Below are 13,721 nucleotides of genomic sequence, written 5' to 3'. Positions count from 1 at the left end.
GACATACCGACGTGACCATGACCGAGACCGAAGCCCAGCTCGACGAGCAGGTCGTCGCGTACCGGCGGGCGCTCCAGGCCCAGGGCGTGTACCTGGGCACCACCGGAGTCCAGCTCCGCACCGCCTTCCTGTTCCCCGGACACGGGGCCCAGTACCCCGACATGTTCGCCGACCTCATCGCCGAACACCCGGTCGTCGCCGAGACGTTCGAGCGGATAGACGAGACCTACCGGTCGCTGGCAGGACACACCCTGACCAGCCGGATCTTCAGCTCGGGCGGCCACGACCCGGCGAAGGAGCTGCAGGACCCCGTGGTCATGCAGCCGGCCATCTTCGCCGGCAGCATGGCCGTGCACCGGCTGCTGGAGCACCAGGGTGTCACCGCCGAGGTGCACATCGGCCACAGCCTCGGTGAGCTGGGCGCGCTCGTCGCGGGGGGTGCGCTGTCCCTGGAGGACGGTGTACGGGCCGTGTACGGGCGCGGCGCGGCCGTCAAGACCATCGCCCCCGAGCGGCGCGGCGGCATGCTGAGCCTGCAGACGGACAGCCCCCGCAGCAGGGAACAGCTCGCCCGGCTCGTGCTGCTGATGCACGGCCAGGACGGCTACATCGTCCGCTCCATCGTCAACTCGCCGGACCAGACGGTGCTTTCCGGCGACTCCGACACCATCGACCGGGCCACGGCGCTCTGCCGGGAGCGCGGCATCAAGGCCACCCGGCTGCGGGTCTCGCACGGCTTCCACTCGGATCTGCTCGCGGACGCCGTACCGCACCTGGAGCGCACCTTGGCCGCGCTCGACTGGCGGGCGCCGCACACTCCCGTGCTGTCGACCGTCGTCGGCGACTTCTACACCGAGCACGACATCGCCGACATGCCGATGCTGCTGGCCCGCCAGCTCGTCACGCCGTTCAGTTTCCAGGACCTGATCCGGCAACTGCACACCGGTGGTGTCAACGCGTTCGTCGAGGTCGGCCCCAAGTCGATCCTCTCCGGGCTCGCCGAGCGGATCCTGGCGGACCAGGACGCGCTCGTCACACCGACCAACATCCAGTCGCTCGGCGCCGTCGAGAGCATGCGGCGCTTCACGGCCTTCGCCGCCGTGCACGGCATGGGCAGCGGCGAGGTGCCGGTGGAGCCCGAGGCGCCCGCGCAGAGCGCGGAGGCACCGGGCGCGGCGCGCGAGAGCGCGGCCCAGGTGCGGGCGGGACTGCTCAAGGTCGCCGCGCGCTACACCGGTTACCCGGTACGGCTGCTCGACCCCGCCCAGCACATGGGCACCGGGCTCGGGCTCAGCGTCCGGGTGCGCGAGGAGCTGGCGACGGCGCTCGCCGCCCATCTCGGACTGCCCGGCATCACCGTCGCCACCAGCGACGACGCACCGCTCGGGCATCTGCTGGACCAGCTCATCGAGGCGTCGCGCAGCACGGACCAGGCGGCGGGCACCGTCGCCGGGGCCGCGCCCGTCCCGGCCGCCGCAGCCGAACCCGTACCCGCCGCCACGAACACGGACACGACCGGGACCGCAAGCACGACGGCGAGCACGGCCGCGATCGCCGAGCCGTCCGCCGAGGACCGTGCGGAGGTGGACCGTGTGGTGTGGGCGGTGACGGAGGCGAAGACGGGTTATCCGGCCGATCTGCTGGAGGCGGAGCTGGATCTGGAGGCGGATCTGGGGATCGACTCGGTGAAGCAGGCCGAGATCCTGGGCGACGTGCGTGACCAGTTCGCACTGCCGGTGGTGGAGGATCTCGACACCGCCGAGCTGAACACCCTGCGCAAGATCGCCGAGTTCGTGGCGGGACTCCAGGCGGTCACCTACCCCAAGGCCGCCCCGGCGGCCGGGACCGCGCCCACCGACACCGCCGATACCGCCGATACCACCGACAGCACCGACAGCACCGACACCACCGCCGAGCCGTCCGCCGAGGAGCGTGCGGAGGTGGACCGTGTGGTGTGGGCGGTGACGGAGGCGAAGACGGGTTATCCGGCCGATCTGCTGGAGGCGGAGCTGGATCTGGAGGCGGATCTGGGGATCGACTCGGTGAAGCAGGCCGAGATCCTGGGCGAGGTACGCGAGCAGTTCGGGCTGCCGGTGGTGGAGGACCTCGACACCGCCGAGCTGAACACCCTGCACAAGATGTCCGCGTTCGTCGCCGAACTGCGCGCCGGCACAGGGCGCGGTCCGCGCGGCGGCCGCAGCGAGGGCGGGGCGGGCGACGACGGCAGCCACATACCGTCGGCGGCAGCCGCACGTCCGGTACTGCCGCCGGTCCTCGCACGTGAAGTCGACCGGATCGCCGGCCGTTTCGTCCCCGTCGCCGTGCAGAGCCCGCTCCACCACCCCGGCACCGTGCCGTTCAGCCTGGACGGCAAGGCGGTCGTGGTCGTCACCGGCCACGACACCCGGCTCGCGGAGCTGCTGCTGCCCCGCCTCGCCGAGCAGGGCGCCAAGCCGTACGCCGTCGCCCCGCAGGGCACGGAACTCACCGGCTGGCAGACGGCGCACGCCGACTTCACCGACCCCGAGGCACTGGCCGCCGCACTCACCGCGGCCCGGTCCGGCAACCCGGTCCAGGCCGTCGTCAATCTGCACCCGTACGGCGCCGGTCCCGAGCCCTTCACCGGCGACGGGCAGCACACCTCCTTCGACGGTCCCGCCGCCGACTGGAGCGCGGCTGCCGACCAGCACTTCACCGTCAACCTCCTTGCCGCCAAGGCGTACTTCGCGGACCTGGCGCAGGCCGGCGCCGAGGGAGGTTACTTCGCCGCGACAGCCGTCGGCGGGGTCTTCGGACTTGAGGCCGACGGCGCGATGGACCCGCTCGGCGGGCTCACCGCGGGATTCGCCAAGAGCCTCCAACTCGAACTGCCCGAAGTCCGCGTCAAGGTCGTGGACTTCACCGACAGCGGGGTCCAGGACGCGGCCGACGCCCTGTTCGCCGAGATCACCCACCGGGCCGAACCGTCCGCCGAAGTCGGTTACGTACGGGGGCTGCGCAAGATCGTGCAGGTGCTCCCGCACGAGATCGACACCGACGAACGCCGCACACCGCTGCGGCTCGAACCGGGCAGTGTGGTCGTCTTCTCCGGCGGCTCGCGCGGCATCACCTACGAGTGCGCCAAGGAACTCGCGCACCTCGAAGGCGTACGCGTCGTCGTCCTCGGCCGGACCCGTCCCGCGACCGGCACCGAGGAGTGGATGGGCCTGGACGACGCGGAGTTCGAGGCGCTGGGCGCCAACTGGTTCCGCGAGGCCAAGCGAGCCGATCCGGCCGTCACCCCGGTGCAGGCGAAGAAGGAGTTCGCCGCCCTGGCCAACTCCCGGACGCTGTACCGCAACCTCGAAGAACTGCGCGCGATCAACCCGCTCACCGACTACGAGACGTGCGACGTGTCCGACGCGGCGCAGGTCACGGCGACGGTCGGGGCGATCCGGCAGAAGTACGGCCGGATCGACGGCGTCGTGCACGCGGCGGGGCTCGACTCCGTCGCCACCGTACCGAAGAAGTCCCTCGCCCACGCCCGGCACGTCGTACGGGTCAAGGCGGACGGCGCCCACCACCTGTGGCACGCCGTCAAGGACGACGAGCTGACGTTCTTCAGCTTCTTCGGCTCCTTCCTCGGCCGCTTCGGCATGGACGGCCAGGTCGACTACACGGCCGGCGCCGATCTGGTCTCCAAGCTCTCCGCCCTGCTCGCCAGGCGGCGCCCCGAGGTCCGGGTCTTCACCCTCTGCTGGACCGGCTGGTCCGACGTCGGCATGGCCGCGACGGAAGCGGTGCGGCGGATCCAGGAAGTGGGCCGCGGCCTGCGCTACCTGGGCGTCGAGGAAGGCGTCCAGCACTTCGCCAGGGAGATCTTCCAGGGCGGCGCCGACCCGGAGGTGCTGGTCTTCGGCGAGATCGGCACGAACAGCTACGGCGGCCAGGACGCGTCGATGAACACCGACAGGACCGGCGTCGCCGTGCCGATCGGGCCCGACGGCAGTGTCAGGGACCGGATCAGCCTGCCGCTGCTGGACTCCGTGTCCACGACGGGCAAGGGCCGGATCCTCGCGTCCAAACGGCTCGACCCGCGCACCGACCGCTACCTCGACGACCACCGGGTCAAGGGCGCGGGCACCTTCCCCGGTGTGCTGCACATCGAGTCGCACGCCGAGGCGGCCGGGCTGCTCGTGCCCGGACACACCGTCATCGGCGCGGAGAACGTCGAGTTCCTGAAGTTCGTCAAACACCTGCCGAACTTCCCGCTCGATCTGCGGCTCGACGCCCGGGTCACCGGACCGCACGAGATAGCCCCGGACGTACCCCGCCGGATCACCGCCGAGATCCGCTCGGACCTCGTCACCGCCGACGGCCGGGTCCTGGAGGCCGACCGGGTGCACTCACGCGGCACGTACTTCTTCGCACGGCAGCCGGCCCCGGCACCGGACGCCGACCCTTCGATCTCCGAACTCGTCGAGAAGGCGACCGAGTTCGACCTGGAGCGGTTCTACGAGCGGGCCCACCGGCAGATCACCTTCGGCCCGACGTTCCGCCAGGTCAGCCGGATCGGGTTCCTCGGCGACATCGACGAGGGCCGGGTGGTGAGCGAGATCGTCGTGCCGTCCGGCCGGGGTCTGTTCTCCACCGTCGCCACCCCCCGGCTGCTGACCATGCCCGTCGTCATCGACAACGCCTGGAGGTCCACCCTGCTGTGGACGTACCACCGACACGGCACCCACGTGGTGCCGGTCTCCATCGGCGCACTGCGCTTCTACCGGGCGCCGCTGCCCGACGAGACCCTGTACACCCACTCCACCGTCGCCCCCGACGCGGGAGGCAAGCCGGGCGGTCTGCGCATCGCCACCCGGATCGTCGACTCCGCCGGCATCCCGCTGTGCGAGATGGACGACCTGGTGGTGGCGCAAGTGGGACGCGATGAAGGCGATACGAGTCTGCTGGGCTGAGGCGGCCGTGCCGGGTGGCGCTGTGACGCTGCCCGGCGGCGGCGCCGTCACCACGGAGTGGCTGCCGGTCGACCAGGTGCGCGGGGACTACGCGGCGGCCCCCGCCGCGTACAGCGCGCACTACCTGGGCCCGGCGGAACTCTCCGTCTTCACCCAGATCACCGTACCCAAACGGCAGGTCGAATGGCTGGCGGGCCGGGTCGCCGCCAAACGCCTGGTGTGCCTGACCCTGGAGCGGCTCGGCCTCGCCGTACCGCCCAGCCAACTCGCCGTACTCGGCCGCAAACCCGGCGGCCGGGCCGGCAAACCCGAACTGAGCGCACCACCCGGGGGCAGCCACGGCCGGGGCGGCCCGCCAAGGCTCCCCATCACCGACATCTCCCTCGCGCACACCCTGCGGTTCGCGGTGTGCGGCCTGGCCAGCGGCGGCCGGGTCGGGGTCGATGTGGAACCACTGCGGAGCTTCAGCCCCGCACTGCTCCGCACCGTCTTCACCGAACGCGAAGTCGCCCTGGCCGAGTCCGTGTTCCCGGCCTTCGACCCGGCACACCGGGCCACCGCGCTGTGGGTGGTCAAGGAAGCACTGCTCAAGGCGTACGGCATCGGCTTCGCGCACGGCTGGGGAACAGCCAGGCTGCGCGGGGCAGGACCGACCGCCGCCGTCTTCGACATCAACCTGCCGGCCGGCACCGACCCGGGCGACCGGGTGCACATCCGCTACGGCCGGCTCACCGACCACATCTTCGCCATCGCCACCGTGACCCCCTGGGCCGCGGACGGCCACCAGCAGAAGGGGCAGCTCCGTGCCTGGGACTGACTTCGAGGACTTCGACCCGATCGCCGTCGTGGGATACGGCTGCGTCTTCCCGCCCGACTCGTACAACGCGGACACGTTCTGGCAGAACATCCTGGGCGGGAAGATCGGCATCGGCTCACCGCCTGACGAGCGCTGGGACTGGCAGAACTACCACGACGAGGACAAGAGCGTCGTCGACAAGACCTACTGCCGCTGGGGCGGCTTCATCGACGACTACGCGGGGCCCACCGGGCTCGACGAACTGACCCGCATCGGGCGGGAGGCCGTCACCGACTTCAACCGCACCCAGCTCATGGTGCTCGACACCGTGCTCCAGACCCTGCGCATGTCGGGTTACACACCGCACCAGTTGAGCACCACCGACACCGCGCTGTTCGTCGGCAACATGCTCGGCGACGAAGCCGTCATGGAGTCCTCGCTCGCCTTCCGGGCCGGCGAGGTGCTGCACCACATCAAGGGCGGCGAGGCGTTCCAGGGCCTGGAAGCCGAGCAGCGGGCCGCCATCGAGAGCGGCTTCCCGGCAGCGGTCAAACGCCGGCTGTACGACGCCGATGACTCACCCGCGGCCAACGTCTTCCAGGTCAGTGTGGCCAAGGCGGTCGCCCGGGTGCTCGGTCTGCCGGGCCCCGCGGCGATCGGCGACGCCGCCTGCGCCTCCGGGCTCACCGTCATCGACACGGCGGTGAAGTACCTCCAGGACGGCAGCCACGACATGGTGCTGGCCACCGGTGTGCAGGGCAACATGAACATCACGGGCAATGTCTGCTTCGCCAAGATCGGCGGACTCTCGGCCACCCGCTCCACCCCGCTCGACGCGGGCGCCAGCGGCCTCATCAACGGCGAGGGCTCCGGCACCGTCCTGCTCAAGCGGCTCAGCGACGCGGTGCGCGACGGCGACACCATCGCCGGTGTGATCCGCGGCGTCGCCACCCGCTGCGACGGCAAGGGCAAGGCCATCTACGCCCCTTCGCCGCGCGGCCAGGTGGCGGCGATGCGCCGGGCGCTCGAACTCGCCGACGCCCAGCCGGAGGAGCTGGACTACATCGAGACCCACGCCACCGCCACCTCCACCGGCGACCTGGTCGAGGTCACCTCGCTCCAGCAGCTCTACGACGGCCGGGAGACCGACCCCGGATCCATCCTGCTCGGCTCGGTCAAGGCCCAGATCGGACACACCTTCTCGGCCGCCGGGATGGCCAACCTGCTGAAGATCCTGCTCTCCTTCAAACACGAGACGGTGCCGCCGACCCACGCCTTCACCACCGCCCAGCCCGAGATGAAACTCCCGGGCTCGCCGTTCCGGGTCCCCGTCGAGGCCGAGTCCTGGCAGGTGCCCGACGAGTGCAGGCCGCGCCGCGCGCTCTCCAACGCCTTCGGCTTCGGCGGCGTCAACACCAGCATCGTCGTGGAGCAGTACGACGCGGTCCACCACGCCGACGCCGCCCTGAAGCAGCAGAGCCACGCGGGCCGCGCCGAGAGCGCGGTCAGTGTGCCGCTCGCGGTCCTCGGCATCGGCTGCGTCACGCCGTACGCCAAGGACATCGCGGCCCTCGACCCCGACAGGCCCGCCGGCAGCGGGGTTTCCGGCTTCCCCGCCGACCGCTGGCACCCGGACGCCGCCGCCGTCTACGACCCCGAGGGCACCTGGCGCGGCGGTGTCGTCACCGACCTGGACTTCCCCTGGAAGACCTACCGCATCCCGCCCAGTGTGCTGGCGGACCTCGACCGGGCCCAGTTGCTGTCGGTGATGGCGGCCGGGCAGGCCCTTGAGCAGTACGGAGTGGCGGCCGCCGACCGGGTCAACGCCGGTGTGTTCGTCGGCGCCACCTGCGGCCTCGAATCGGGGCTCACCCGCAACTTCCGTATCCGCCTGGTGGAGTTCGAGCGCGCCCTGGAGGACGTGCCCGCCTACCAGGCACTCGACACCGCCACCCGGCAGGCACTGGTCGACAGCTACACCGAGGAGGTGCACCGCTACATCCCGCACACCCGGGAGAACGCACTGCCCGGCTACATGGACAACATCACGGCCGGCCGGATCCAGAACATCTTCGACCTGCGCGGCCCCGGCGTCGTCATCGACGACGACCTGTGCTCCTTCGGGACCGCGCTCGGCCTGGCCAAGCGCAACCTCGAACAGGGCGAGTGCGACGTCGCGCTGGTCGGCGGCGTACACGCCAATCTCACCCCCGAGTTCACCCGGCTCTTCGAACGCAGACTCAACGAGGCCGGCCATCACATCGACGACCTGACCCCCGGCGAGGGCGCGGCGTTCTTCGTCATCAAGCCGCTCGACCGGGTCACCGAGGGCGAGCAGGTGCTCGCCGTCATCGACGGTGTCGGCTGCGCCGACGCCGACATCCCCATCGCAGGGCCCGGTGTGCCCTTCTTCTACGGCGCCGAGGGCGCCATCCGCACCGTGGAGGTGATCGCGGCCATGAAGGACTCCGACGAGGATCTCGTGCACGTCAAACTCCCCCAGATCGAGAGCGGTTACGGCTACTCGCTCCGGATCAGGCGCAACGGCGACGTCCCCGACGGCGACCGGCCGCCGGTCCCCGCCGTCCGGCGCGTGCCGGTGTCGGCGGACGCCTCGCCCGACGACCCGGGCACCGGCTTCATCACCGCCGACACCTACGAGCGCCTCATGCAGAAACTCGAATCGCTCGGCCACGGCGCCATGAGCCAGCTCGACCACATACCGCCCAGCTCCCAGGACAGCTACCGGCTCGGCTTCAGCTACGCGTCGTGGGTGGATCTCGCCCGCAAGGCACAGCTCACCCTGCGGCTGCTGCGGCCCGACAGCACCACCAACCCGTCCGCCCGTCCCCCTGCCACGAGGTGAATCCCATGACGACAACGATCGACACCGCCGCTTCCCAGGAACAGCTCGCCCGGCCCGTCCACCCCTGGCTGCGCAGCCTGTTCTTCTGGCCGGTCCTCATCCACTGCCTCGCCTGCCTGGTGCCGCTCTACCTGTTCAGCTCCAGCACCGGCGACGCCTTCGCCTGGGAGACCGGATCGCCGCTGAGCGCCGCCGCGCTCGGCGCCGGCTACGCGGGCGCCTGCACGATGTTCCTCCTGACCCTGCGGGAGAAGGACTGGACGAGCGCGCGCGGCACCGTCTTCGCGCCGATCACCCTGCTCGTCTCGGCGCTGCTGCTCACGGTGGTCTACCGCGACGAGTTCCACTTCACCGAGGGCCCCGGCCTGGCGCGCGCCTTCGCCTGGCTGTGGCTGGTCTCGCTGGCCGTCTTCCCCGTCACCGCCCTCGTCGTGTACAAGATCCACAACACCGCGCCGAAGAACCCCGACGGCCGCGGCCCGGCCCCGATGGGCGCCGACGTACGGATCCCCACCGCCGTCATGGGCGCCGTCCTGTGGGGCCTCGCCTTCGCCCTGTGGATCGCGCCGCAGACCGTCGGCGACGCCTGGGCCTGGCAGCTCGACCCGCTGGACGCCCGGATGCTCGGCGCGTGGTTCTTCGCCTTCGGCGCCGGCGCCTGGCAGGCCCTGTGGGAGCAGGACCTGCACCGGATGCGCGCCGGGTTCCTCACCGACGTCACGCTGAGCGTGCTGTCGCTGGTCGCCGTCGCCAGATACGCCGACGAGATCCGCTGGGGCAACGCCCTCACCTGGGTCTACCTCGTCGTCCTGGTCGGCCTGCTGGTCGCGGGTCTCACCGGCCGCTACATGGCGCTGCCGGAGGCCGTGGAGAAGGAGCACAAGCGCCTGGAGACGGGCACGGTGCCGGCCTGAGCGAGGTCCGGCCGACACGTCGCCGGGGCCGGCCGACACCGGCCCCGGCGACCGGTCCCCGCAGCGCCCGGCGCGAGGAAGGGACGGACGAACCACCGATGGATCCCCACAAGGGAGGTTTCAAGATCCATGACGCGATCACCGTGTCGTTCAGGCAATGGGTCGCCAGGAACCACGTCGACTCGGTCGAGGGCATCGGCCACATCCCCGCCGACGGGGCGTTCATCGTCGTCTCCAACCATCTCAGCTTCTTCGACCACTACTTGCTCGAAACGGTGCTGTACGGCGCCCGCGGCCGGTACGTCTACTTCCCCGCGAAGGCCGAGCACTTCCGCCACCCCGTCAAGCGGCTGATGCGGCTCAGCGTCGGCTGCATCCCGCTGGACGGCGAACGCCCCGACCGCAACGCACTGCGCGCGATGGGGGAGGTGCTGGCCGCGGGCGACGTGCTGTGCACCTACCCCGAGGGCACCCGCTGGACCGGCGGCGGCCTCAAGCCCTTCAACGACGGCCCGTTCTACTTCGCGGTACGCACCGGCGTACCCGTCGTACCCGTGATGATCCACGGCACCGACCTGATCCTCGCCAAGGGCGAGCTGCGGCCGCGCGCCGCCACCGCGCGGCTGGTCTTCGGCCCCGCCCTCACCGCCGAACCGGCAGGACGGCGCGGCGCGCGCATCGCCGCGCTGCGCTCCCTGGCCAGGGAGCGGATGCAGGAGCTGGGCGAACGCGCCGGCGAGCGGGCCGGACTGCCCGACGAGGAGAACGCCCGGCACATCCTGCGCCGGGCGCGCACCGTCGCCGTACGGGCCGCCGACAGCCGCGGCGAGCTGGACCCGACAGCCCGGCGCAGGATCGCCGTCCTGCGCACCCTCGCGGTACGCACCGCGAGACGAGTCCGATGAGAGGGAGACCATGCGGACGAACACCGTTATCTCCGGGGCGAGTTACCCGCTGACCTCGGCCACCGAGCGGCACGGCGCCACCCTGGTCGTCTTCGAGGGCGGCCGGCGCATCCAGTGGAGCAGACCGGGACCCGGCCGATGGCGGCCCACCGGCGTCTGGCCCGACCCGGCAGCCGCCGCTGGCCTGGCCGACCGGCTGGCGGCCGGCGGCACCGTGCTGGTCGTCCTCAGCCGCACCGAGACCACGGTGAGCATGCTGGCGGAGGAGTTCGCCGCCGCGCCCGACTGCGTACGGAAACTGGCGCCCGCCGCGGTGGCCCCCGGCGACGAGCCGGTCGACGTGGTGGTGCCCGTACTGGACTGGCTGCCCGAGCCGCTGCGACTGCGCGGCCTCGAACTGCTGCGCTCCGGCGCCGAACTGGCCCGCAGCACACCGGCGGCGCTGCTGCCGCCCCTCGTCGTCGACACCCCGGACCCGGACCTGCCCCAGCTCCGGTTCGCGCTGCGCACCCGGCACGACGGCGTCAGCGGCAGCCGGCTCGCCGAGGTGGCGGGCCATCTCTTCGCCGCCCGGCCGCAGTTGGTCTGACCGCCGGTCCCGCCCCGGGTCCCGCCGGTTGACGCGGTTGACGCGGTTGACCTGGTGGACCCGGCGGGTCCGGCACACGGCTGCGGGGCCCGGCCGCCATGGCACCCGGGCCCCGCACGCGCGCTCGCAGGCTTCGGTTCAGCCCCGCTTCTCCCCGGCGGCGCGCTGCGCCGTCTCCTGCTCGGCGAGCCGCCGGTCGGCCTCGTCCCAGGACGGCCGCTGCCCGGCGTCCTGCTGCCACGAGACGAACAGCGACTCACGCATCGCGGGGCGCAGCTTGGCCATCACGGCGAAGTGCGGATCGGTCTTGATGTAACTCTGCAGCGCCGCCCGGTTCTCCCAGACGGACAGCGTCCAGAAGGTCTTGCGCCACGGATCGGCCCGCAGCGTCACGCCGACGGCGCCCTGCGACTGCTGGACCTGCCGCAGCACACCGCCGGACAGGATGAAGAAGCGCGGTACGCGCACCAGGGACTTGAGTTTCAGCCGGGACGCCATCACGACGATGTCGCCGCCGGCCCGGCCTGCCGCCGGCCCTGACGACCAGGGGAGGGTGTGTGCCATCGGATCTCCTACTCGGCTTCGAACATGGGGGAGTCGCATCGGTCAGTCGGGTTGGATCGGCCCTGAACGGGCCCGGCACGCGGACAACGCACCGGAGCTACCCACCCGGTGCGCCGTCCATCCGCGCGCCGATCACATCGGCGGATTACCGTGCTTGCGCGCGGGCACTTCGGCGTGTTTGGCCCGCAGCATCCGCAGTGACGTGATCAGCAGCTTCCTGGTGTCCTGCGGGTCGATGACATCGTCCACGAGACCGCGCTCGGCCGCGTAGTACGGATGCATCAACTCGTCCTTGTACGAGGCGATCAGCCGCGCCCGCTCCGCCTCCGGGTCGTCGGCGGCCGCGATCTCCCTGCGGAAGACGACGTTGGCGGCGCCCTCCGCGCCCATCACGGCGATCTCGTTGGTCGGCCAGGCGAACGACAGGTCGGAGCCGATCGAACGCGAGTCCATGACGATGTACGCGCCGCCGTACGCCTTGCGCAGGATGAGCTGGATCCGCGGCACCGTTGCGTTGCAGTACGCGTACAGCAGTTTGGCGCCGTGCCGGATGATCCCGCCGTGCTCCTGGTCGACACCCGGCAGGAAGCCCGGCACGTCCAGCAGGGTCACCAGCGGGATGTTGAAGGCGTCGCAGGTCTGGACGAACCGCGCGGCCTTCTCCGACGAGTGGATGTCCAGCACACCGGCCTGCGCGCTGGGCTGGTTGCCCACCACACCGACCACCTGGCCGCCGAGCCTGACCAGGGTGCACACCACACTGCCCGCCCAGGCCGCGTGCACCTCGAAGTGCTCGCCGTGGTCGGCGATCTCCTCGATGACGGCCCTGATGTCGTAGGGCCTGGCCGGATCCTCCGGCACCAGGTCGGCCAGGGCCGTGCAGAGCCGGTCGTCCGGATCGTCGCTGACCTCCACGGGCGGCAGCTCCCGGTTGTTCTGCGGGAGCAGCGACAGCAGGTAGCGCACCTCCTCAAGGCAGGACGTCTCGTCGTCGTACACGAAATGCGCGACACCCGAGGTGCCGGCGTGCGTGTCGGCGCCGCCGAGGCCGTTCTGGGTGATCTCCTCGCCCGTCACCGAACGGACCACGTCGGGGCCCGTGATGAACATCTGCGAGGTCTCCCTGACCATGAACACGTAGTCGGTCAGCGCGGGGGAGTACGCGGCGCCGCCGGCGCACGGGCCGAGCATCACCGAGATCTGCGGCAGCACACCGGAGGAGCGGGTGTTGCGGCTGAAGATGCCGCCGTAGCCGGCCAGCGCCGTCACGCCCTCCTGGATCCGCGCGCCCGCCCCGTCGTTGAGGCTGACCAGCGGGGCGCCCGCCGAGTGGGCGAGGTCCATCACCTTGTGGATCTTCTGCGCGTGCGCCTCGCCGAGCGCGCCGCCGAAGATGCGGAAGTCGTGCGCGTACACGAACACCGTACGGCCGTTGACCGTGCCCCAGCCCGTGATCACACCGTCCGTGTACGGGCGCTTCGTCTCCAGGCCGAAGCCGGTGGCACGGTGTCTGCGCAGCCCCTCTATCTCGGTGAACGAGTCCTCGTCCAGCAGGATCGCGATCCGCTCACGTGCCGTCAGCTTGCCGCGCGCGTGCTGCCGTTCGGTGGCGCGCGGGTCGGGGCCCGCGACCATCTGCTGCTTGATCCTGCGCAGTTCGGCGATCCTGCCGCCGGCCCCGCTCAACTGGTCTGCCAGCGCCGGATCCTGGGCCGTCTGCTGAGGTGTCTCCTGGGCGTGGGTGGTCACAGCGGGCTTCTCCCTAGCTGGTCGATCCAGTTCATCGCGAGAAAGATGTCGCCCTCGATCTGCAGCCGGCCCGTGGCGAAGGCCAGCGCGCCGCGCAGATCACCGAGGGCGAGCCTGGTGAGGTCCTCCTGGCTCAGCGAGAGCGTCGCGTTGGGCGGGTGCGCGACCGTGTGCGCCGTCGAGCAGCCCTGGTCCGTCGCGATCACATGGCGGGTGCGGGAACCGACAGGGGTGTCCACGACGAAGCGGAACACACCCGCCCGGCCGTGGGACCTGGCGAGCCCCCTGCAGCACCAGTCGAGGAGCTGGTCGAGCGTACGTTCAACTTCCGTTATCCGGGCGGCGGCCACCATGGGTCTTCCCTCCGTGTGGTTCCTTCCGGCCTTCTG

Annotated in this window: 9 protein-coding genes; 6 read left to right on the top strand and 3 right to left on the bottom strand. The window is 71.2% G+C overall.

Annotated features, from left to right (window positions below):
* Positions 1–17 precede the first annotated feature (17 nt).
* The 6 genes from ACZ63I_RS08255 (at position 18) to ACZ63I_RS08230 (ending at position 11,019) form a co-directional block, all read left to right on the top strand.
* On the top strand, positions 18–4,949 hold the full coding sequence (locus ACZ63I_RS08255; protein WP_469336562.1) for an SDR family NAD(P)-dependent oxidoreductase: 4,932 nt from the start codon (positions 18–20) through the stop codon (positions 4,947–4,949).
* Positions 4,921–5,766, top strand: a complete 846-nt coding sequence (locus ACZ63I_RS08250; RefSeq protein ID WP_469336560.1) for a 4'-phosphopantetheinyl transferase family protein — start codon at positions 4,921–4,923, stop codon at positions 5,764–5,766. Before ACZ63I_RS08255 ends, ACZ63I_RS08250 begins: the two co-directional genes overlap by 29 nt.
* Positions 5,753–8,611, top strand: coding sequence for a beta-ketoacyl synthase N-terminal-like domain-containing protein (locus ACZ63I_RS08245; RefSeq protein WP_469336558.1), 2,859 nt, complete (start codon positions 5,753–5,755; stop codon positions 8,609–8,611). The genes ACZ63I_RS08250 and ACZ63I_RS08245 overlap by 14 nt, the downstream gene beginning before the upstream one ends.
* Before the next feature lie 5 nt (positions 8,612–8,616).
* On the top strand, positions 8,617–9,525 hold the full coding sequence (locus tag ACZ63I_RS08240) for a hypothetical protein (protein WP_469336556.1): 909 nt from the start codon (positions 8,617–8,619) through the stop codon (positions 9,523–9,525).
* Positions 9,526–9,623: 98 nt separating this feature from the next.
* Entirely contained in the window at positions 9,624–10,430 is an 807-nt protein-coding gene (locus ACZ63I_RS08235; protein WP_469336554.1) for a lysophospholipid acyltransferase family protein, read from the top strand.
* 10 nt (positions 10,431–10,440) lie between these two features.
* Positions 10,441–11,019, top strand: a complete 579-nt coding sequence (locus ACZ63I_RS08230; RefSeq protein WP_469336553.1) for a hypothetical protein — start codon at positions 10,441–10,443, stop codon at positions 11,017–11,019.
* A gap of 138 nt (positions 11,020–11,157) precedes the next feature.
* On the opposite strand, the gene ACZ63I_RS08225 is transcribed toward ACZ63I_RS08230, so the two are convergent.
* The 3 genes from ACZ63I_RS08225 to ACZ63I_RS08215 form a co-directional block, all read right to left on the bottom strand.
* Positions 11,158–11,583 (bottom strand): DUF3291 domain-containing protein, encoded by a 426-nt coding sequence (locus ACZ63I_RS08225; protein ID WP_469336552.1) that lies wholly within the window; start codon positions 11,581–11,583, stop codon positions 11,158–11,160.
* 132 nt (positions 11,584–11,715) lie between these two features.
* Positions 11,716–13,218 carry an acyl-CoA carboxylase subunit beta gene (locus ACZ63I_RS08220; RefSeq protein WP_469337050.1) on the bottom strand — a complete coding sequence of 501 codons (1,503 nt, stop codon included), beginning with the start codon at positions 13,216–13,218 and terminating at the stop codon, positions 11,716–11,718.
* 110 nt (positions 13,219–13,328) lie between these two features.
* Entirely contained in the window at positions 13,329–13,685 is a 357-nt protein-coding gene (locus tag ACZ63I_RS08215; protein ID WP_469336550.1) for an SCP2 sterol-binding domain-containing protein, read from the bottom strand.
* Positions 13,686–13,721: the final 36 nt, after the last annotated feature.

It is taken from the genome of Streptomyces sp. NPDC087906 (assembly GCF_055584925.1).
Note: the sequence above shows the minus strand (reverse complement) of the source record. Positions and strands in the feature narration are given on the sequence as shown.

Coding starts and splice junctions, on each gene's coding strand:
- ACZ63I_RS08255 (WP_469336562.1), top strand. CDS start 18: ATGACCGAGACCGAAGCCCAGCTCGACGAGCAGGTCGTCGCGTACCGG.
- ACZ63I_RS08250 (WP_469336560.1), top strand. CDS start 4,921: ATGAAGGCGATACGAGTCTGCTGGGCTGAGGCGGCCGTGCCGGGTGGC.
- ACZ63I_RS08240 (WP_469336556.1), top strand. CDS start 8,617: ATGACGACAACGATCGACACCGCCGCTTCCCAGGAACAGCTCGCCCGG.
- ACZ63I_RS08235 (WP_469336554.1), top strand. CDS start 9,624: ATGGATCCCCACAAGGGAGGTTTCAAGATCCATGACGCGATCACCGTG.
- ACZ63I_RS08230 (WP_469336553.1), top strand. CDS start 10,441: ATGCGGACGAACACCGTTATCTCCGGGGCGAGTTACCCGCTGACCTCG.
- ACZ63I_RS08225 (WP_469336552.1), bottom strand. CDS start 11,583: ATGGCACACACCCTCCCCTGGTCGTCAGGGCCGGCGGCAGGCCGGGCC.
- ACZ63I_RS08220 (WP_469337050.1), bottom strand. CDS start 13,218: ATGGTCGCGGGCCCCGACCCGCGCGCCACCGAACGGCAGCACGCGCGC.
- ACZ63I_RS08215 (WP_469336550.1), bottom strand. CDS start 13,685: ATGGTGGCCGCCGCCCGGATAACGGAAGTTGAACGTACGCTCGACCAG.